The sequence below is a fragment of the Mesorhizobium sp. M0136 genome, from assembly GCF_040322515.1.
Taxonomy (GTDB): domain Bacteria; phylum Pseudomonadota; class Alphaproteobacteria; order Rhizobiales; family Rhizobiaceae; genus Mesorhizobium.
Genome location: NZ_JAMYTP010000013.1, coordinates 88,183 through 108,785 on the forward strand (window position 1 = coordinate 88,183; position 20,603 = coordinate 108,785).

General features: G+C 63.6%; 18 protein-coding genes. 6 read left to right on the plus strand and 12 right to left on the minus strand.

Annotated elements, in window-relative coordinates; all coding sequences use genetic code 11:
* Window positions 1–511 precede the first annotated feature (511 nt).
* The 6 genes from NKJ35_RS17375 to NKJ35_RS17400 form a co-directional block, all read right to left on the minus strand.
* On the minus strand, window positions 512–1,045 hold the full coding sequence (locus NKJ35_RS17375; protein WP_352648748.1) for a hypothetical protein: 534 nt from the start codon (window positions 1,043–1,045) through the stop codon (window positions 512–514).
* Window positions 1,046–1,335: 290 nt separating this feature from the next.
* Window positions 1,336–1,755: a hypothetical protein gene (locus NKJ35_RS17380; RefSeq protein ID WP_352595508.1), complete on the minus strand. Its 420-nt coding sequence runs from the start codon at window positions 1,753–1,755 to the stop codon at window positions 1,336–1,338.
* On the minus strand, window positions 1,745–2,005 hold the full coding sequence (locus NKJ35_RS17385) for a type II toxin-antitoxin system prevent-host-death family antitoxin (RefSeq protein ID WP_352483438.1): 261 nt from the start codon (window positions 2,003–2,005) through the stop codon (window positions 1,745–1,747). Before NKJ35_RS17385 ends, NKJ35_RS17380 begins: the two co-directional genes overlap by 11 nt.
* Before the next feature lie 62 nt (window positions 2,006–2,067).
* Window positions 2,068–3,009: a DUF2493 domain-containing protein gene (locus NKJ35_RS17390; protein WP_352648750.1), complete on the minus strand. Its 942-nt coding sequence runs from the start codon at window positions 3,007–3,009 to the stop codon at window positions 2,068–2,070.
* A 248-nt stretch (window positions 3,010–3,257) separates the two neighbouring features.
* Entirely contained in the window at window positions 3,258–4,313 is a 1,056-nt protein-coding gene (locus tag NKJ35_RS17395) for a DUF7146 domain-containing protein (RefSeq protein ID WP_352648752.1), read from the minus strand.
* 12 nt (window positions 4,314–4,325) lie between these two features.
* On the minus strand, window positions 4,326–8,864 hold the full coding sequence (locus NKJ35_RS17400) for a strawberry notch-like NTP hydrolase domain-containing protein (protein ID WP_352648754.1): 4,539 nt from the start codon (window positions 8,862–8,864) through the stop codon (window positions 4,326–4,328).
* A 185-nt stretch (window positions 8,865–9,049) separates the two neighbouring features.
* Between NKJ35_RS17400 and NKJ35_RS17405 the strand changes: the two genes are divergently transcribed.
* Window positions 9,050–10,240 carry a DUF1173 domain-containing protein gene (locus NKJ35_RS17405; protein ID WP_352648756.1) on the plus strand — a complete coding sequence of 397 codons (1,191 nt, stop codon included), beginning with the start codon at window positions 9,050–9,052 and terminating at the stop codon, window positions 10,238–10,240.
* A 267-nt stretch (window positions 10,241–10,507) separates the two neighbouring features.
* Here the strand turns inward: NKJ35_RS17405 and NKJ35_RS17410 are convergent, their stop codons facing one another.
* Window positions 10,508–11,386 (minus strand): LysR family transcriptional regulator, encoded by an 879-nt coding sequence (locus NKJ35_RS17410; protein ID WP_352648857.1) that lies wholly within the window; start codon window positions 11,384–11,386, stop codon window positions 10,508–10,510.
* Between the two features lie 142 nt (window positions 11,387–11,528).
* Between NKJ35_RS17410 and NKJ35_RS17415 the strand changes: the two genes are divergently transcribed.
* Window positions 11,529–12,440 carry a DMT family transporter gene (locus NKJ35_RS17415; RefSeq protein WP_352642912.1) on the plus strand — a complete coding sequence of 304 codons (912 nt, stop codon included), beginning with the start codon at window positions 11,529–11,531 and terminating at the stop codon, window positions 12,438–12,440.
* Window positions 12,441–12,647: 207 nt separating this feature from the next.
* On the opposite strand, the gene NKJ35_RS17420 is transcribed toward NKJ35_RS17415, so the two are convergent.
* From NKJ35_RS17420 to NKJ35_RS17435, 4 genes are all read right to left on the minus strand, one after another.
* Window positions 12,648–13,172, minus strand: coding sequence for a DUF1419 domain-containing protein (locus NKJ35_RS17420; RefSeq protein ID WP_352648758.1), 525 nt, complete (start codon window positions 13,170–13,172; stop codon window positions 12,648–12,650).
* Window positions 13,173–13,331: 159 nt separating this feature from the next.
* Window positions 13,332–13,724 (minus strand): hypothetical protein, encoded by a 393-nt coding sequence (locus NKJ35_RS17425; protein ID WP_352642909.1) that lies wholly within the window; start codon window positions 13,722–13,724, stop codon window positions 13,332–13,334.
* A gap of 86 nt (window positions 13,725–13,810) precedes the next feature.
* On the minus strand, window positions 13,811–14,287 hold the full coding sequence (locus NKJ35_RS17430; protein ID WP_352642907.1) for a UCP036055 family protein: 477 nt from the start codon (window positions 14,285–14,287) through the stop codon (window positions 13,811–13,813).
* 72 nt (window positions 14,288–14,359) lie between these two features.
* Window positions 14,360–16,510, minus strand: coding sequence for a ParB/RepB/Spo0J family partition protein (locus NKJ35_RS17435; RefSeq protein ID WP_352648761.1), 2,151 nt, complete (start codon window positions 16,508–16,510; stop codon window positions 14,360–14,362).
* A gap of 190 nt (window positions 16,511–16,700) precedes the next feature.
* Here NKJ35_RS17435 and NKJ35_RS17440 point away from each other — a divergent pair, with 190 nt between their 5' ends.
* Window positions 16,701–17,321 (plus strand): DUF433 domain-containing protein, encoded by a 621-nt coding sequence (locus NKJ35_RS17440; RefSeq protein WP_352642904.1) that lies wholly within the window; start codon window positions 16,701–16,703, stop codon window positions 17,319–17,321.
* Complete coding sequence (locus NKJ35_RS17445; protein WP_352648763.1) at window positions 17,318–17,698, plus strand: DUF5615 family PIN-like protein; 381 nt, start codon at window positions 17,318–17,320, stop codon at window positions 17,696–17,698. The genes NKJ35_RS17440 and NKJ35_RS17445 overlap by 4 nt, the downstream gene beginning before the upstream one ends.
* Window positions 17,699–18,075: 377 nt before the next feature.
* Here NKJ35_RS17445 and NKJ35_RS17450 read toward each other — a convergent pair whose 3' ends face one another.
* Window positions 18,076–19,269 (minus strand): DUF932 domain-containing protein, encoded by a 1,194-nt coding sequence (locus NKJ35_RS17450; RefSeq protein WP_352648765.1) that lies wholly within the window; start codon window positions 19,267–19,269, stop codon window positions 18,076–18,078.
* 559 nt (window positions 19,270–19,828) lie between these two features.
* On the opposite strand from NKJ35_RS17450, the gene NKJ35_RS17455 reads away from it, so the two are divergent.
* A complete protein-coding gene (locus NKJ35_RS17455; protein WP_352648767.1) occupies window positions 19,829–19,933 on the plus strand; it encodes a hypothetical protein in 105 nt (34 codons plus the stop codon).
* A 200-nt stretch (window positions 19,934–20,133) separates the two neighbouring features.
* The gene (locus tag NKJ35_RS17460; protein WP_352648769.1) at window positions 20,134–20,355 is read left to right on the plus strand and encodes a hypothetical protein; all 222 of its coding nucleotides are present in this window, start codon (window positions 20,134–20,136) and stop codon (window positions 20,353–20,355) included.
* The last annotated feature ends 248 nt before the right edge of the window (window positions 20,356–20,603 follow it).

Sequence of the window (20,603 nt, forward strand, 5' to 3'; positions counted from 1 at the left end):
GTTGACCGCACAAAGCAGGCGGTCGTCTACAAAGGCGACATGAAACGGGAATGGCCCCGGATGGGACCGAAGGAAAAGAACTCAGGCCGCCATCGCTAGACCGCCGACGCAACGCTGCCGGATCGCAGGAACATGCAGCAGCCTCTCGGGTCATGTCGTCGGCATCGCCAACACATCGAACAGCAGCCCGGCGCGTGACCGCCTGGCGTGTTCGGTATGGCGGCACAGCGGTTTCGAGATCGGAGCCGACTGGCAGCGAAGTTCACGCCCCTCGGGGACGAGCCTCGCAGCCAGGTTGGATGACCCGGCACGCCAGGATGTTCGGCACGCTTGCCCCGCCTCAGAGGCGAGAAGCGTCAAGATGATCATCCTGCACAACGCCCCGCGGCTCTGCGCGGGCCGGTTTCGAAAGGGGTCGGCTCCGGCCGTTATAAAAGTGGAGTAGGCGGCGCGGGGCCGGATCAAGCCTATCGGATCGGACCGCCGGGCTGTCGGCGGGACCGCGCGTACATCATCCCGGCAACGCCAGACGCTCGTCCGGCATCATGCGGGCTTCGGCCTGCCGGCGAATGTCCATACCGGCATGGCGGAGTATGGCGCACCAGTCTTGCACATTGTACGTCGTCGCCACGCTGCCCCTGGCCAGATCGTAAATGACGCACGGCTTGTTCGCGATGGCGAGCCGAAGCACGTTGACGGCCGTGCCCGGTGATGCGCCGTCCCAGACCATCATCCCAAAGTCGGCGCGCCGCACCATCTCCCGGTCCTTGGCGGCGTGGAACCAGTGCTCGTGAGCTCCTTCAGGAGAAGGAACATGGTAGGCGGCCCAGTCGCCCAGATTGTTGCGGGGTTCCTTGCCGGCATGGAAGACCCCGACGTGCTCGTACTTGTAGCCGGCGAGCAGGCCCTGCGCCTCGGCATCGGCTCCAGGCGCGTCGCCAACCAGCACGCCGTGCTCGGCAGCAACGATTGCGCCGATGCGAGCGATGGCAGATTCCGGCAGCTCGAATATCTCGCGTGATCCACCTATGAATATCATCGACATGGTGACTTTCCCTTCTCTCCCGCGTCCCCCGCCCCGCGCCGGCCGCCCTCTCCCCTGGCCCTGCGCGAGGGATCGTCACCCGAAGGCCGAGACGGCAAAGCTGGCTCGGGAAGCGGCGGGACGCCGCGACGAGAGCCCGGCCGGCCGCAGGCCGGCGCGCCCGGATCCTGCAGCTGCCGGAGGCGCTACGCGCATCTGGCTAGTTGCGCTTCGCGCTTGGAGCTAGTGGTCTTTGTCGGCCAGCCAGAGGCTCACGTCCTGGATCGAGCGCATGGCCGCGAAAGAGAACGTCAATCCAGACGGCTGACGCGGCGGCCCTCGCTGCGCGCTTCGATAAAGGCGCCTGCGATTTTCATCATGAATGCCTTGCTGAAACGACCGAGGGGCTTACCGTCGGCTTCGATGTACCAGGAGCGTTCGGCAATATCGTAGTTGTATTCGTCAACCACGATCCAGCAGCGTTTGAGATCGGTCAGACCGGCGCGGCGGCACTCGATAGTGGAGATTTCCAAACCGACCCGATCGCTGGTTGGTGGTTGGGTGGTTATCGCCAGGAGCGCGAGATGGGTCAGGCCATCTCTTGCGCCGCGGACAGCGATGACCACGCAGGTGGGCCGGCTCTTGCGGCCTTCCGTTTCGCCGCGCTCGTGTTGCCATGCCCAAAGATACGGGTAGGAGATCACCTGACCAGGCAGAAATCTACCGCTCATCATCGTATCCTTCCCCGCGCGCCAATCGGTCGATCTCGGCGGCGAAGAGTTCCGTGTGTTCCTCCGGCATCTCGGAGACACGGTATGCGCGGCGGGGATCGCCGCCGATGCGCATCCGTTCGTAGTGCTCGTAACTCATCAGCACGAACCGGGGTTTCCGGTGCTTGGTAAGAATAACGGGTTCGCGGCTGGCAACGTCGGTGACGTCGCCAACCTGCTTGTTGAGATCCCCCGTCGTGAACTGGCGCATGGCTGGACTCCTTATCGATCTCCATATTATCTAGATTTTATAGATTTGCAAGAAAACGGCGCTCACGCGCCGTCCTCCGCGAACCGCCACACGGGGATGCCGAGCCGACGCGCCTTGTCGGCAAGGTTCTCGGTGATGCCGGAACCGGGAAAGACGATCAGGCCGTAGGGCACCACCGAGAGAAGCTGGTCGTTGCGGCGGAACGGAGCCGCCTTGGCGTGTCGGGTCCAGTCCGGCTTGAAGGCGATCTGGGTGACCTTGCGGTTCTCGGCCCAGCAGGCGGCGATGCGTTCGGCGCCACGCGGGCTGCCGCCGTGGAGCAGGACCATGTCGGGATGCTTCTCGCGGGCCTTGTCGAGCGCGTTCCAGATCCGGTCGTGATCGTTGCAGTCGAGACCACCGGCGAAGGCGATCTTGGTGCCGGCTGGAACGAGCACCTCGGTTTCGGCATGGCGGCGGGCGGCGAGGAAGTCTCTGGAGTCGATCACCGCTGCGGTCATCGCCTGGTGGCTGACCTTGGAGCCGGTGCGCGGCCGCCATGCCGATCCGGTCTGCGCCTCGTAGAGGTCGGCGGCCTCATCGCGCATGATTTCCAGCACGTTGCGGCGCTCGATGTAGGTTATGCCCTCGGCGGTCAGCCGTTCCAGCTCGACCGACTTCACCTCGGAACCGTCCTGCTCCTGTTGGCTCGAACGCTGCGCCTCCTCGTTGCGGTCGAGGCTGCGGGCGACGCGCTCGGCGGCGCGGTGGAAGACGTTTGCGAAGGACCAGAGCAGGTCGTCGAGATCGGGTTCGAGCCTGGTGTCGCCGAGCATGCCGGCGAAGGTCTCGACGATGCCGGCGAGGCCAGCCCGGATCGCCTCGTCGTCGGGCAGCGGGCGGGGATCAGGTTCGTCCTGCTGCGGGCGATGGCCGTACATCTGTAGTTCGAGGATGACGCGGTCGGTCGGCGAAGAGGCGTGGTAGGGCTCGTAGGCGTCGTCGAAAGGAAGCTCGTAAGTCATGGCGGTGTCTCCGTCGGTTTCGGCCGCGCCCATCGCGGCCTGACAGCGCATCCCGGCCGCGCCCCGGGCGCGGCCGCACCGAAGGCCGAAGCGCGAGCGGAGGACGGCGCAGCCGTTGCGGCCGTGAACGGGGGGTGGCAGGGGTCGCCTCTCAGGCAGGCCGCGGGCGCGGCCTCTCTGGTGGAGCGCCGCCATGTCTGCAGGCTGTCCGGCGACGCCGCGCCGGCCCGCGTGCCGGCCCGACCCGTTCATCCGAGCGGCAGGAAGAGACGGGCATCCTCCGGGACGAGCTGGTCGCTGAGCCATGCCGCGAGATGGGCCGGGCCGAGATGACGCAGGTCGTCGTTGAAATCGCCGAGCTGCGGCCGCAACACCAGGGCGAGGATTCCGGCTTCGCCGGCTCGCTGGCTGAGACGCTCGATGCCGTGCCGGCCGGCGGCGTCGGCATCGGCCGCGATGTAGAGGCGACGGCAGCCGGGCGGAAACGTCAGGCCGGCGAGGTGATTGGCCGAAGTGGCCGCGGCAACCGGCAGCGCCGGCATCACCACCTTAAGCGACGCCATCGTCTCGAACCCCTCGCCGGCGGCCATGACCGGGACCGGGGCCCCGGGATCAAGGCCGAGCCAGATGGCGTTGCCCAAGAGATGACCCAGTGAGCGGCGTGGATCGGCGAGTTGCGCCTTGCCCTGACCCGAGGGATCAAGCCAGGTGCGTTGCAGGCCGGTGATCTTCCCGTCGAAGCTGGTGACAGCGGCAATCAGCGCAGGAAGGGTCCGCGTCTCGCCGGTCACGAAATCCCGGTAGTAGCAGCCGGGATGGAAGCGCAGGGCGCGCTCACGCGGGGAGAGCAGAATGCCGCGGCCGGCGAGGTATCGTTCGGCCGGCGTGCCGGCGATCGGCTGCGACATGGCGAACAGGCGACGCGCGGCGTCGGGGGAACCGCGTGACGCGGCTGGCTGGCGCTGCGCGCCAAGGGGCTGGGGCGCAGGCTGGCGCGATGGCAGCGGCATGGAGAGGAAGCGACGTGCTTCGTCCGCGACCTCGCGGAAGTCGACCAGACCACAGCTCAGCTCGATGACGTCGAGCAGGTCGCCATGTTCCCCCGACGACTCGTCGACCCACTTTCCGGCTGCCTTGCCGCCCACCGCTTTGAGCCGCACATGCATGGAGCGGCCGCGCGTGTTGCGGACATCGCCGACCATCCAGTAGTTGCCGGAGCGATGGCCGTTGGAGAGATATTCGCGGCACACCGCCTCGGCATGTTCGCCAAGGCGGCGTGCCAGCTCGGAGGCCGAGACAGTCATGATCGTCTCCCCTCACGCCGCTGCCGCGCGGTCGGTGACGCCGACCAGTGTGTGGCGGTCGAGCAACGCGGCGAGGATGGACGGCCCTTTCTCGCTCGTCGGGATGAACAGTCGGAGCTTCCAGGAGATGATTTCGGAGATCAGCCCCAGCGCCTTCAGCCGGGGAACCATGGCATCGGTGAAGCCGATCAATTCGACACGGTAGTCGTTCATGACGCGGCTGCGGCGCAGAATCAGGCCACCGGCGAGTTGCAGTCCGACTCTGCCTTCCACGAGCTCGGTCCAGGCATCTCCCGGCGCGAGCTTGGGGACATCGTCGAGACCGAGATTGCGGAACATGGTCGCGACAAGCGTCGGCGCGATGTGACGGCCGATGATGCGTTCGCCGGCATCGGTCTGGATCCGGTAAACCTGACAATCATGGTCCGGCAGCCGCCGCCAGATCGGCAGCAGCAAACCCGTCACGATGTGAAAGGTGCTGGTGGTGAACTCCGGGACGGCGGTGACTTCTGCCTGCCACAGCTCGCAGAACAGTTTTCGGTCGGCCGGCTGCCAGTGTGTTTCGGCAAGGGCATCGAGACCGAAGCGCAGTTCGTCCGTCGGCCGCAGCAGGCGCACTCGGTGTTCGACGGTTCCGTCGTCGAGCATCAGGCTGGCCGTCGGCAGCTGTATCGCCGCGCGGTTCGACCGCGCGTTCACCAACAAAACCGATTGCGGTTCCGCCCGGACGATGGCCAGCGCGTCGACGAGGCTGAGCGGCCGCATACGGTCCTTGCGCGCGACGATGAGCACATGCGACTGCGCGCCGGAAACCGGGTGCGCGTAGACGGTGCGGCGATCGGTGACGACGATGCTCTCCGCCGTGATGGTCTCCAGTCCCCTGTCGTAGTTGCCGGCAGCGATCGCGCCCTCGACCTTAGCCGCCATTAGCTGCTCGAACACCTCGAACAGCAGATTCTGGGTTTCGATGCGCAGCGCCAGCAGGCGGTTGAGCCAGGTCGTGATCGGCGGCAGGTCGTCACGCAGCCCGCCCTCGTCAGTCGTCAGCGACAGCCCGGTCACGGTCTCGAAGGTCGTGAGCGAGCAGCCTTCGATCCTCCCCTGATGCAGCAGCATGTAAAATTGGCGAAGTGCGGCCCGCGCGTAGGGGCTTTCGAGATTGTCCTCGGCACGGAACAGCCCTGCCCCGCCGGTCTGGCGCTGCCCGCGCGTGATCGCGCCCAGCGTGTCGAGCCGTCGTGCGATCGTCGAGAGGAAGCGTTTGCCGGCCTTCACGTTGGCGGCCATGGGCCGGAACAGCGGCGGTTGCTTCTGATTTGTGCGGTGGGTCCGCCCGAGACCCTGGATGGCGTTGTCGGCGCGCCAGCCGGCCTCGAGCAGATAGTGCTTGCGCAGCCTCTGGTTCTTCACCCCAAGATCGGCATGATATGAGCGGCCGGTGCCGCCGGCGTCGGAGAAGATCAGAACGCTCTTGTCGTCATCCATAAAACTCTGGGTTTCGGCGAGGTTGGCCGAGCCCGGACGGTTTTCCACGGCCAGCCGGTCGATGCCATCGCGGCCGGCCTTCCTGACGATGCGGCGGGACCGGCCTGTCACCTCGGCCACGGTGTCGGTGCCGAAGTGATGGATGATCTGGTCCAGCGCGCTGCCGACCGGCGGCAGCGATGCGAGTTTTTCGACCATTTCGTCGCGCCGGCGAACCGCCTCCCGGCATTGGACGGGATTGCCGTCGGCGTCGTGGACCGGCCGCGAATAGACGTTGCCTTCCGCGTCCGAATATTCCTCGAACAACTGGGTGGGGAAGGAGTGCACCAAGTACCCGCCGACATACTCGCGCGGCGTGACGTCGACATGCAGATCCGACCATTCCCCGGTGGGGATTTCGGCAAGGCGTCGCTCCATCAGCGCCTCCCCGGTCGAGACGATCTGTACGACCGCCGAATGACCGTCGGCGAGGTCCTGTTCGATCGCGCCGATCAGCGTCGGCGTCATCATCGAGGTGATGAGATGGCTAAAGAAACGCTGCTTCGTGCTCTCGAAGGCCGAGCGCGCGCCTGCCTTGGCGTTGCGGTTCAGCGTGCCGGACTCACTGGTGATGTTGGTCGCCTCGAGCGCGGCGGTCAGGTTGTTGTGAATGACCTGGAATGCATCTGCATAGGCGTTGTAGATGCGGATCTGTTCCTCGGTCAGCGCGTGCTCGAGCAAGACGTATTCGACCCCGTCATAAGAGAGCGAACGCGCCGCATAGAGGCCGAGCGATTTGAGATCGCGGGCGAGCACTTCCATCGCCGCGACACCGCCATCCTCGATCGCGGCGACAAATTCGGCGCGGTTGGCGAAGGGAAAATCCTCGCTGCCCCAGATGCCGAGACGCTGCGCATAGGCGAGATTCTCGACCGCGGTGGCACCGGTCGCGGAGACGTAGACGACGCGCGCGTCGGGAAGGGCGTGCTGCAGCCGCAGTCCCGCCCTTCCTTGCTGCGACGGGGCGACGTCGCCACGCTCGCTTTTGCCGCCAGCTGCGTTGGCCATGGCGTGGGCCTCGTCGAAGACGATGACGCCATCGAAAGATTTTTTGGCCCCCGACGGGTTTCCTCCAATCCTCGTCGGGTTTTCTTTAATCGCCGTCGGGCCTTCGGCCCTCCCTGACTCTTGGGCCACCCAGTCGAGGATCTGGGCTATCCGGGATTTCTTGCCCTCCCGTTCCTGCGAGCGGAGCGTCGCGTAGGTCGTGAACAGGATGCCCTCGGCAAGGCGGATCCGTGTGCCCTGCCGATAACGTGACAGCGGCTGGACAAGAAGTTTTTCCTGGCCGAGTGATGCCCAATCGCGCTGGGCGTCTTCAAGCAATTTGTCCGACTTGGAAATCCAGATCGCACGGCGGCGGCCCTGCAGCCAATTGTCGAGGATGATGCCGGCGACTTGCCGTCCCTTGCCGCAACCGGTCCCGTCACCCAGAAACCATCCACGGCGGAAGCGGACAGCGTTCGCAGCACCCTCTGGCGCAGCCGAGACGACATCGCAGGTCTCGTCAACCGTCCAGGCGCCGGTGAGATGGCCGCAATGGGCTTCGCCGGCATAGATCACGCTTTCAAGCTGGGCGTCCGACAGCAGGCCCTCGTGGATGATCGCATCAGGAAGAAGCGGCCGATAGGAAGGTTTTGGTGGCGCGACGGCGGCCATTGCGGCCGACTGTACGAGGGGCGTCGGATGCGGTTTGGCGCGGGGAATGTCGATCGACTGGAGCGCGTAGGGTTCGTAGATTGAATCGGTGAGCCGGCCGCCCTCCTCCGGCATCCAGTCGCGCAATTCGTAGGCAAGGGGAACAGCCGGCGTGCTGTTTGCCATGACCTGGCGAGCGGGCTTTGCTCGTGCCATCGTACGGACCGGTTGGATGGCCTTCGGAGCAGCCATTGAGACAGCGAGGGGTGCGGCTCTCGCCCCCGATCGAGCAGCCATGTGCATGGCGGCATTGCGCGGGATGACGTTGGACAGCGCGCCGATCGAATCCGGAAAGCCGCCCGGTGTCCGAGGCGGCAGATCCGTGATCCAGGAGAGCAGCGTTTCGACATCCGTGGCCTTGCCGGGCGACCGGACGAAGCTTTTCGGGTCGGCGGCCGGTACCTTGTCGATAATTGTCAGGCGCGTCTCAGTGGTGGTGCCATGGCGGGCGTAGACACGGCCGTCGATCACCGCGGTGAAGATGATGGTGCCTTGCTCCTGCAGGCGTTCGAAGGCGCCCCGCCATTTGGGGTTTTCCGGAGACAGCCCGGTGCCTGTGATGGCGAGCAGGCGTCCGCCCTGACGCAAGCGTGCGAATGCGGAGGAGAGGTGCCGCCATGCCGCGTCGGCGACATGGCCGTCGACATAGGCGCCGACGCTGAAGGGTGGATTCATCAGCACGACGGACGGCTCGATGGCGACGTCGAGATGATCGTCGATATGGGCGGCGTCGTGCCGAGAGACGGGCAGGCGCGGAAACAGCAAGCCGAGGAGATCGGCCCGCGTCGCGGCAAGTTCGTTGAGGGCGATCGAGGCGCGCGCCATCTCGGCATTAACGGCGAGCAGACCCGTGCCGGCCGAGGGTTCGAGAACGAGGTCGCAAGATGTGATCGCCGCGGCGTGCGCTGTGACGAAGGACAGCGGCAAGGGCGTGGAGAGCTGCTGCATCGCGTGACTCTCGTCGGACCGTCGCGTATGCGTGGGAAGAAGTTCGGCGATGCGCTTCATCCTCGCCAGCGTTGCCTGCGGCGTGGTGGAACGGGACAGGATCGCGGGGCCGAACTGGCGCAGAAACAGCACCTGGGCGACTTCGAGCGCCTCATAGGCGTCCTTCCAGACCCATAACCCTTGCGCATCGCTGCCGCCAAAACTTGTCGTCATGGCGGTGCGCAGTGCGGCGGTGGTGACAGGCTCGCCCTGCTCCAGGAAAGGCAGAAGCCGCATTCCCGCCTGATGGATCGCCTGGGCGGTGCCGATGACGTCTTGTGCCGGCGCGGCGAGGGAAGCGGCCGTACGTGCGACGATTGAGGTGGTCGAAAGAATGTTCATGGAGATATCCTTCGCGAGAGGGGAGTGGCGCCCGCGCCGGCACTCTCTCCGCGCCAGCCGGGCCGCACTTCTCCCGGCTCCCCCCTGCCTCTGGCGCCGATGCACCAATCGGGTTGCGCTCTGCGCAAAGCCATGACTTGAATGCCCGGACAGCGATGCGGCGGCGACCTGGAGCTGTGGAGGTGATGCGACGGTTCAGAATTGGCAGTGCGGTTTACGAGGAGGGGGCGCCTGACCTGCAGGCGGCGCTGGCGAACGCCTATGCCCGCACCGAGCGCCCGCTATGCCTGTGCCGCGAGCCGGGCTGCCCGATGTACATCGCCCGCATCGGCGACCTTCACCTGATCAAGCGCATGCCGCTGAGCGGCGGCGGGCATGATCCATCCTGTGATTCATATGAATCGCCTTACGAGCTGTCCGGGCTGGGCGCGCTGATGGGCAGCGCGATACAGCTCGATCCGCAAAGCGGCATGGCGGCCCTCAAATTGGACTTCAGCCTGTCGAAGACAGGGAGCCGGGCAGCGTCCGTGCCTGCTGGCCAGAGCTCCGCCAGTGTAACCGGAGACCCCAGGAGGATGTCGCTGCGTGGCCTCCTTCATTATCTCTGGCACGAGGCCGAATTGACGGTCTGGACATCCCGATGGGCTGGCAAGCGACATTGGTGGAATGTCCGCTGGCACCTTCTCGAGGCTGCCGGACAAATGACGGTGAGGGGCGGACCGCTCGCGGATATCCTGTTCGTGCCCGAGCCGTTTCGCGCCGAGAACAAGGAAGCGATCGAGCAGCGTCGCAATGCGATTCTTGCACCTGCGCTCCCGCCGAAATCCGGCCCACGAAAGTTGCTGGTCCTGGTCGGCGAGGTGAAGGAATTCATGCCCGCCCGATCGGGTCAGAAACTCGTCATCAAGCATTTGCCCGGTTTCCCCTTCATCATCGACGATGGATTGCACCGCCGCTTGCAGGCACGTTTCGAGAAAGAATTGTCGCTGTGGGGAGCAGATTCCAGCTCGCATCTCGTGGCGATTGCGACCTTCGGACTGAACCCGGCCGGCCTTGCAATTGTCGAGGAGGTCGCGTTGATGTTGGTATCCGAGAACTGGATCCCTTACGAGACGATCCCGGAGAAGAGGCTCGTTGACGCGCTTGCCCGCCTTCGGGAGAAAAGCGTCAAGGGATTGCGCTACGACCTGCAAGCCGACCAGCCGATCGCCAACGCTTTGCTCCAGAACAGGCAAGAGCCGATGGCGCTCTTTATCGTCCCCGCCGGTGCGGACGAAGCGTTCGAGGCGTCGTTGCAGGATATGATCGCGAACCGGCCGGAGATGGGTGCGTGGATCTGGCGGGTCGGTGACGGGGAGATGCCGGCCCTTCCATAGGCTGGGACGACATCTAGGTTTCCATCAATGCCGTGAATTGATTGGCGGCCATCGATTCAGACAATGCGTTGAACAAGGATCCCCGCTGTCTTGGACCATGACGGTTTGGTGGGGGATGACCAGCGATCATCTTTTCGGTGAGCATGCTGCGGGTTTGCGAAGATCCGTAGCGCGAGGACAGTGGGCGCCTGATACTCGGCATGCCATTCGCCCTTGCCGAACCCCGCGTTGCGACAGGGAACAACGCGACCGTAGGACCCGAGAAATCTAGTTCCGTGCAACGCCAAACACTGAAAAGTCGAAGGTCTTCACATAATCGCGGAATGCGGCCTGCGCCTTGGACTGGTTCTTCAGGTTGGGAAAGATCAGCATCATCTCATAGGGTGGAATTTCCCACCCAGGCAGCAATTCCAGCAGGCGGCCGACCGCGACGGCCGGCTGGCATACATAAGCGGGAAGGAGAGCGACACCGCCGCCCGCGATGCAGGATTGCAGCAGAAACCCCATGGAATCCGAGATCGCAGCCGGCGGCGGTCGTAGGACGATCGGTGTGCCGTGTGACAAGAACACCCATTCGGGCTGCGCATCGTGAATTAGGCAGCGGCGATACAGGAGATCGGTCGGTTCCCGAAGAGGACTGCCAGCCGCCAGATAGGCTGGGGCGGCGACGAGAACCCGTTTGATCGAGGAGACACGCCGCACGATCAGATCCTGACCTGTGCTCGTGCCAACGCGAAAGGCGAAATCAACCCCCTCGCGGATGATGTCAAGATGCCGGTTTGTGGCGATCAGTTCGACGGCGATGCGGGGAAACTGCGTGGTAAATCCGTGTAGGAAGGTGGGCATGAAATAGGTGGCTGTTACCTCTGGGCAGGTGATCTTCAGCGTCCCGACCGGTTGTTCCTTCAGATTGGTCATCGCCATGTTCGCGGCCGAAACCTCTGCGCGAACGCGGCGGCAGTATTCGAGATAGACTTGGCCGCTGCCGGTAAGGCTCACGTGCCGGGTGGAACGGTTGAGGAGCCGCAATCCCACACGGGCCTCTAGCTGGGCGATGCGTTGGCTGACGGTAGATTTGGGCATCCCGATCCGCTCCCCGGCGCGGGTAAAGCTGCCCGTTTCGGCGACTTCGGCCAAAAGGATCATGTCGTCCACGCTGTCCAAAATCGGGCACCCCTTTTCATGTCGCCGCTCATTGTACAAGAACACAGACAATATTTCCGTATAAACACAATTGTTGGAACGTTCTCGGCTCGCTAGCCTGGGCGAACGAAGCAGAGACGCGAGAATGTCGATTAGTCAGACGGCCCGCAAAGTGGACAGGGTGGGCATCGCCGTTGCGGCGATGGTTTTCACTAACCTGACGCTTTCCATCGCGGATGCGATCATAAAGGTCACGATCTCGGACGTGCCGCTGTCGCAGTTCGTTTTCCTGCGGTCCTGCGTCACGCTGCCCTTGTTGATCTCGATCCTGAAATGGCGCTTTCCACAGGTGTCGTTGCGCCCAGCCTATCCTGGATGGGCCATCGTGCGAAGCAGCCTGCTTCTGTCGAGCCTGCTGACCTACTACGCTTCGCTACCGTGGCTCGATTTTTCGATGGCGGCGGCGGTGTATTACACGATCCCGCTGTTCATTACTCTTTTTGCGGCCATCTGGATCAGGGAACCTGTCGGAGTGCAAGGTTGGGCCGGAGTCGCCCTCGGCTTCGTCGGTGTGCTGCTCATGCTGAAGCCGCAGGCCGGTGATGTTAGCATTTATGCTGTGATGCCGCTGGTTTCCGCGATTCTTTACGCTCTGGCGATGGTGCTGACGCGTACCAAGAGCCGCGGCGAAAACCCCTTCGTTCTGGCGCTGATCTTCAACCTGTTAGCGATCGTTCTCGCGGGCGGCGCGAGCCTGGCGACCGTGACGGCCGGGAGCGAGGGCGGGCAAAGCCTGTTCATCGGCGAGTGGATTCCAATGGGCTGGACCCAATGGGCACTGATAGGGTTTTTGAGCATGACGATGCTGATCGGCAGCATTGGCACGGCCATCGCCTACCAGTGGGGACCATCGTCGATCATCTCGACCTGGGACTTCTCCTACCTGGCCTTCGCAGTGCTATGGGGCGTCGTGCTGTTTTCGGAACGTCTGGATGCGGCTTCAATGCTCGGCATCGTTCTCATCGCACTGGCTGGGATTATCGTCATCCGGCGTTAGCCCACGCCTCCCCGTTCGCAAAGTAACGATGTCGCTATCTGGGTGGAGGCGCTGATCCCCACCGAAGCGGCGGTCGCGACCCATCACGGCGGGGATGCTGACTGTGCATACAGGCGTCAGGACATTATTACGGCTGCCTAGGAGGGGTCTGGATCGCTATCGCCTCGCCTGCGTCGCTCGGGAATTGCCTGCAAGCGGCTGTCGATCTCATCGTCCGACAGGTCCTCGAGCAGTTTCAGGATCGTGCCATTGCCACCATTGTTGAGCGAGAATGACGCGTTTGCCACTCCGCGGCCCAAGTGCCGGGATTGATCTCGCCGGCGATCCCCTCGAAGTCGGGAGCGTCGTGTTCCAGATCGCCTCGAGCTGTTCCGCGCGGGTCATGCTGTCGCTCGCGCCGGTCTCGTGGGCGATGATGGCGGCGCGCATCTTGTCAGGGGACTGCCGATCCGTGAGGTCGCAAAAGCCATGAAACCAGCGTTCGCGGCCCCTGATCCGGATCGCGAAGAATACGCTGGTCACGTTGCCGGCCTTGAACTCCGACGTGCCGAACAAGCCGGTGCGCATGAACAGCGGTGGCAGCAAATCGAGCCTGAAGTGATATTCTGACGCGGGGATTTCGAACCACTCGCCTGAATAGGGAGTGCCGGAAAGCGGATCGATGACGGGAGTGTCTTTGTGTCGGCTGAACAGTTGGAACATCTGCTCGCGGGTGGCGACGCCGTCGAGCACCTTCCTGAAGGGTGGATGTGCGGTGATGGGGTTCTCCTAAACGCAGGTCGGCCAGGCGCGGCATGAACCGCGTCGCCGCAACTGTTTGGTGGTGTTGTGGCTGTCGACTGGCCGAGCCTGCGGTCGGCGCGTGCACCGGCGAGATGGGGTTTGCAGGCTTCAGGCGGCGCGTCGCTCGGAGGAACGCGAAGCGCCTCGAACAACCCCAGTGATGGCACGCACGGCGGCGGCGAGCGCCGGGATGTCGTCAAGCATGCCGAGCGCAACGAAGTGGTTGGCCCCGCCGACATAATCCTTGCGGCCCTTGCAGGTGCGGATCAGGACGCCGTGACCTGAGGACAAACCGAACTGGCCGACCTGGATGTAGGCGCGGTCGTGGTGCAGGGTAATCTCACCGGAAACCGCTATGCCCGCCTTGTTGGAGCGCAGGTCAAAGCAGCCCGAGGGCAGGTTTAGTTCGGCGGCGAGTTTCTTCAGCCGTGAACGGGCTATCGTGTGGAAGCGTCTCTTGTGCTGCTCGTCATAGGAGCAGCTTCTGTTCCAGTCGAACATGTCGATCTCCATGAAATGGAACAGGCCCGCGATCGCTCGCGCGATCCCGGGCCCGTTCGTCAGGGTGGTTCTATGCGGTGAAGTGATCAAGCGGCCGTGCGGCCCTCGATGATGTCGGCGCCGACCTCATCGGCGGAGACTTCCTCGAGATAGGCCCGACGATACTGGTTGTTAGTGAGCCAGCGTTCGGCAGCCTCGCGATCCTTGGCGAGATAGAGCAGTTCCGGGCTGTCCCCGAGTTCCTGCAGGACGCGGACCATGCCGATCATGGGACGCTCGATGACCTCGAATCGCAGGTCGGTCTCGACGGACCAGGTGCGCCTTACCGAGACGATGATGATGCCGCCCTGCCCGAAATCGCCCTCATGCAGGGTGAAGTAGGCCGGCGAGCTATAGGTCGCGCGCTCGCGCGGCGGTTCCTTCCTGACCAGGCGACCGAGGCCGTTGCGGCTCTCCCAGGCGGCGAGCTTCTTGGAAAAGCGAGCCGGCGGCTTCGCCGCGCCGTCGCTGTATCGGATAAAGCTCCCCAATGGGGCGGATTCGTACACGATATGTGCGGACATGCGGGTTTCTCCATGTCGGAAAACGAAAAACGGCCCGGCGGAGTGCCGGGCCCGGTGCGAGCGTGAGGCCGATTATTCAGCGGCCTGGAGGTGGTCTGCCTCGTCGCCGTCGATGGTCACCGGCTCTTCGGAGGACGGATCCGCATCGTCGGCGAGGAAGGCCGGCAGCTCGGTGGCATCGCCGTCGAGCGTCACCTCGTCCGACATATCGCCGGCGACCCCGTCGCCAGCATCGGTGGCCACTTCATCGACCTCAAGGCGCAGCGGCTCGGGCAGCCAGTTCGATCCTTCGAGAAGACGCGCGGCTTCACGGGCCATGATGTCCTTCTTCATGTGGTCGATCAGCTGCGCGGAGTCTGCGCCACGCGCTTCACGGACAGCCTGTAGAATCCGCGCCTTGGTGAGCCGCCCCAGGAACTCGACTGTAGGCGTCCAGCCTGCGTCGACCATGTCGAACTGGAGGGAACGGCCGAGCACGTCTGCATGCTCGAGCGCCTTCGCTCGCCTGTTCCAGGGTTCGACCACCGCATTGAGGGTCAGCGAGACGCAGTGCGCGAACAGCGCCTTGCGGCTTGCGTCGTCGAGGCCGAGAAGGAAGTCCCACAGGCCTTCCGCTTCATCGGGCAGATCGCGATCCCAGGCTTCGTGCCGCTCGGCGATCTCCTTGGCCCAGGACGTCTCGGCAAGACCCTCAACCTGGCTGAAGCTGCCGCTCTTCACGCTGATCTCCAGGCACGTGTCCGGCGCGAAGCGATAGAAGACCTGCAGGACGAAGGCATGGAGTGCCGCGACGAAGGCAATGTCGACGTCACCGGCGAGCGCGTTGCGCAGTGCCAGCGTCCGCTGCGCGGTCAGGTCGAAGACCAGCCGATCGGGCAGCGGCTTGATGCCGTCGTCCTCGCCGTCGTCGTTAGAGCCGTCTTCCACCGGCTTGCCGTTGACGTCAACACCATCGCCATCATCGTCGCCATTGGCTCGGGGTTGGCCGTCGGCGCCCCCTTTCTCGCCCTCATCGACGTCGCCGGTTTCGGTCCGCGGCTCGTCCTCGGACCGCACGAAACCGCCTTCGACCTGGAGCTTGCCGTCCGCGGCAAGCGTAACGAACACACCGGCGATGGCCTTCTGGGCGGGATCGTAGCTTTGAGGACGATCATCGATCGCATCGAGCTCGGCGCCCAGCTGGTCGAGCTTCGCCTCGATTGCCTCGTCGGCGTCCTCGGCCCGGGCATAGTCCGCATCCAGCTTGTCGTATTCGGCCTTCAGCGCGTCGTAGCGTTCGATCTCGTCGGCGCTGAGCTCCTGCGCCTCGGCATAGATGCGCCGCATGCCGGAGGTATGGCCGTAGGGAAAGCTGATCGCCGCCTCGGCCCATTTCCACCCTTCGGCGCGGATCGCCTCGGCATCCATCTTCAGCCTGTCGAAGACAAGCTGCTCGAGGAGCGCCGCATCCTGGAACCAGCCACCAGAATCCTGCTCGAAGAGATCGCGCAGGATGACGCCGCCGGCCGCCTCATAGGCCTCGGCGCCGATATAGACGGCCCGGCGATCATCGGCCCGGACCGTGGTCTCCGTCAGCAGGCGCCTGATGTAGTACGGTTCCTGCGTGTGCGAGCTGGAGATTCGCTCCCAGACCTGCTTCTGGCGCGCGTGATCGTCCGAGATCGAAAACGCCATGATCTGTTCGAGCCGGATTTCGTCCTTCTCGTAGAGGTCGAGCAGCATCGGCGACACCGATGCCAATCGCAGGCGTTGCTTCACCGTCGCCGGCGACACGAAGAAGCGGGCGCCGATCTCCTCCGAATCCAGACCCTGGTCGCTGAGCGTCTTGAAGGCTCGGAACTGGTCGAGCGGATGCAGGTCGGCGCGCCGCAGGTTTTCGGCAAGCGAATCCTCTTCGGCCGAGGTCTCCTGCCTGCGGTTGACGATGCAGGGGATTGGCTCGTTCTTCGCCAGGCGCTTTTGCTTGATGAGGATGCCGAGCGCGAGATAACGCCGGCCGCCGGCGGGCACCTCGAACGCGCCGGTCTCCTCGCCCTCGCCGTCGAGCACGGGACGGACGTTCAAGCTCTGGATCAGCTTTCGCCGCCCGATGTCCTCGGCGAGCTGCTCGATAGACACGCCGTCCTTGATGCGGCGGATATTCCTCTGCGACAGCCTGAGCTTGTCATAGGGAATGTTCTCCGCGGCGTTCATCGCAATCTTCTGAATGGCGTTCTTTGCCATGGTCAGGTTCTCCATGACGAGCGGCCCGGGGCCTCTCCCCGAACCTCCAAGCCCGTCAGGAACCTCCCCTTCCCCCTCTGCCTCCAGGCCTCACACCGGCGCCGGCCGCCTGCCGCCTGCCGCAAAGCTTCGCTGGACTGCGGACGGCAGATGACTATATATCTTCCATGAACGTGGAAGGATTATTGTCATGCCGGGGTTTAGTACCGAAGTGCTCACCGCCAATGAGGCGGCGGCGGTAACGCAGGTGCCGCTCAAGCAGGTGCATCGCATCATCGATGCCGGATTGCTACGCGGCCGTGTCGAGACACGCCGCGGCAGCCGCGTCATCATCGGAGCGGGTCTCGTCGGCCTACGCCTCGCCTGGCTGACGGCGGAGACGCTGACGCCTGCCGCGCGGCGGCGGATCGTCGAGCACGCTATTGCCGATGAAGCTGCGCCCGTGGTCGCGGACGATCCGCTTAAGGTCGACCTGAAGCCAATCACCGCCGGGGTAAGGACCGGCCTCAGCCGGCTGAGGAAAGCAAAGGCCATGGTGGCGCGCGATCCAGCGGTACTTGGCGGTCAGCCGGCTTTTGTGGGAACACGCGTGCTTGTTCATGACGTTGCCGACATGCTCGCCAATGGCGATACGCCCGAGACGATCCGTGCCGCCTATCCGCAACTGACTCTCGACCAGATCGGGCTCGCGGCCGACTATGCGCTCGCCTATCCGCGGCGTGGCCGTCCGCCGGTCAAGCCGGCGTGGCGCAGTACGGCAGCGAAGTCGAGCCGCACAATCCGTCTCGACGATCTGCCGGCCGTTTCGTGAAATTCCTGATCGACGAATGCCTGAGCCCAGAGCTTGCGAACGCGCGAACGGGGTTTTCCCGAGTCGAGCCATGTGCGCTGGCTGGGCTCGCCGGCGCCAAGGACCATATGGTGACCCGGCGCGCGGTCGATGACGGCTATGTGCTCGTCACGCACAACACGACCGACTTTCGCGGCCTCTATCGCGGCGAGGAGCTGCATGTCGGGCTGGTCGCCTTCAACATCGCCCCTGGCCTGATGAGCCTCGATCTCCAGCACAGGCTCTTTCATCTCGCCCTTTCGGAGCTCGGTGGGGAGGAGGCATGGAACGAAGTGCTGGAGATTACGGTGGATGTCGCGCGTACCATCACCATCGAACGGTTCAACCTCCCCGACTGACGGACCTCCTCGTTCGTTTCCTGCAATCGGGCTGCCAGAAGCCGCCGCTCGCACAACGAAAAAGCCCGCCGCGGGAGGAGATGCGGCGGGCTTGATTTGGACGACAGCATTCGGGAGGAATAAATGCCGTCCCGATCGCCAAGGTCGGGAGGAGGTGACCCGGACGAAACTTGATACCGACAAGCTACTCCCTTCCACGCTCCCGAGAAGCATTAATTGTGCATAGCAGCATTGCGATTTTGTGCAGCGCACACCTGGACCTGAAAGATGTGTTTGCCAGACCGGCAGCGCAGGCCGTGTGCTGCGCGCCGCAGCGATGCAACGGCATCGGCAGCCCGGTGACGTTACCCACTCCCGCGGCGCGCAGCATTGCGGTATCATGCTGCCAGATCGTGAAGCTTCTTGGCCTTGCCCTCCATCTCCAGGCGAACATCCTGATGCGACTTGTCGCGCGCCACCCGCGTAATGCCCTGCACGAAGTCGAAAATCGAGGCGGGCGGGTGCCCTTCCTCCGAAAGCACGGCATCGATGATCTTCGTCGTCTCAGCCTTGGAGAAGCCGCGCTTGCGCAGGAAGCTCTGGCGATCTTCATCGTCCCGAGCGACGACACGCTCCCGCGAAGCCTTGATGCCATTGACGAACGGCATGGGCGAAGACTCCGCGAACCGGATCAGCGCTGGCTCGGCTTCCAGGGCAAAACGCGAGGCGGCATATTTAGAATGCCGGATAGTGATTTCCTCGAAATCCTCCACGCCCCAGAGGCAACGATTCTGGCACACTGCACGTAGATAGAAGCTGGCGATTCCAAGCGTGCGGGCGCCGACCTCCGAGTTCCAGCAATAAAACCCCCTGAAAAAGACGTCGGGCGAGCCATCGGGCAGCTTGCCGGCTTCGATCGGATTCAGGTCGTCGACGAGGAAGACAAAGACATCACGGTCGGACGCATAGAGCGTCGTCGTGGCATTGGAGATGTCGACATTCGGATTGTAGATTCCCGTCGACCAGTCGAGCACGCCGGGCACCTTCCAACGCGTGTCGCCGGTACCGTTGCCGGCGATTTTTTGGACGGCCGCGATCAGCTCTTCATCGAAAATCCTGCCGTAGTCCGGACCTGTTACCGCTCGCAACTCGAGGCGCCCGTTCTTGATTTCCAGCGTCTTCACCTGTTCGCGGTGGTTGAGGAGACCATGCTGAAGGTTGATCGCCGCGAGCGGGGCCGGAAGCTGGCGCAGATAGGTGGCCGGCGCGCCTATCAGGCTGGCGAGTTGGCCAAAACTCCAATGCGTGGGGGCAACTGGGGCAGGCGCATCGGGCAGCATTAGCCTCAGGCGCTCCGGATCGTCGCGGCTGGCCTCGACGCGGATTAGCTCACTTTCGACGGTGCGCGTCTTGCTACGTTCGGACCGCCATTTCACCGAATTGTGGAGATTGGTGAGAGAAAGGTAGCGCTCGTCGGCCGGGCGGCTAAACCACTCCGACGACACCCGGCCGATGCGCTGGCCGCGGCTGACCTCGACCTTGTAGCCTCGATGTTCGTTGCGTGTGGGCGTGTGAATTTCCATCTGTGTCATGGTTGGAGCTCCGCGGCGGGCGCCGGGAGCCGATCTCCCGGACCTCCACCCGCCACCCGCAATCCCGTCCGCCCTCTGCCTCTGTCGGCCTGTCCGCGCCGAAAGAAGCGCTGGCGCAACGGCAGCGGCCGCGTCAAGGCTGACACACAAAGGAGGGAAGGCTCGGGCTTCAGGAAAGCCCGCCATGGGACCAAGCGCCGCTTCACCTTCCGGACGCGACAGAATTCCGCTGTGCTTTCTTGCGCAACAAGACCGGGACCCATCCGGATTCAGATAGCGCCCTGCTGAAATTGGACAGGGCAACTTGTGTTGAGATGAGCAACTGCAGGTTCTCTTCGGGCCCTAGCCAATACATGTCTAAATCGACTCCACGTCATGATACGCGAAGACCGTCTCGGGGTCGGAGCTGAGAGAGTAATTGCATGTCGAGCAGGTTGGTCCGGCCCGTGGTGGTGCAAGTTGGCCGGCATGACCGTGAGCGCGTCATATTCGATGTGAACGACGCTGCCACGATCCTGTTGCGGAGTTTCCTTATCAGACGAAGAAGCGAAAACTGGCTATGGATGCATGTCTTCAGGTTCTGCGTGGTGAAGCTCAGCCGGCGGTTGGGAGACGGGCCTTCGTTGTAGGGGCGCTAGAAGCGAAAATCCTACGCAGCGACTGAGGTCCAAATGATAGTATCCTCGATGGCTTCCAAAGTGACTTAGGAAAGCAGAGCTTCACGCGTCGCTTCGATGACCGCGAATTATGCAGCCGAAGCAGAACATCGAGTCCTGCCATCGTGTGAAACAACCCCGACGTTCATTTGCTTGACTCGACGACGGTCAGGAAGACGGCAATATTTACGTCGATCGGAGATAGCATATGCGAGATTTGCCGAGCGACATCGATGCTGACGTTGTGATCGAAGTCAGTCGGCTTCTCGATGACGCCGAGGATCTCTCGCCTTTGCCGGTGCACGAACTGGTTAAACGAATTCGTACGATACTGCATACCCGCCTTTCCGATCACGCCATCGAAGAGTTGGTCGTCGAGATGGCGAAGAAACGTGGGTTGCCCATGGTCTTCGACAAGCCCGCAGCATAGTCAATTCTTCCACATCACTTGGAAATATCGGCGAAAGCTGGCAGCGAATTGCCATTGCCCTTCGAATGACCGGCAAGAATGGCAGGTCGAGAAGACGGCCAGGGATCAGTTTGCCGCCTGCCGGGCTGGCGACGTTACACCGTCGGCTTGACAGCTCTCATCATGGTTCTCATTTCACCGGTGACGTGGCAACGCGATATTTGACGATTCTGGGCGGTAGATCGCCCAACCAGCGGCCGGACGTCGTC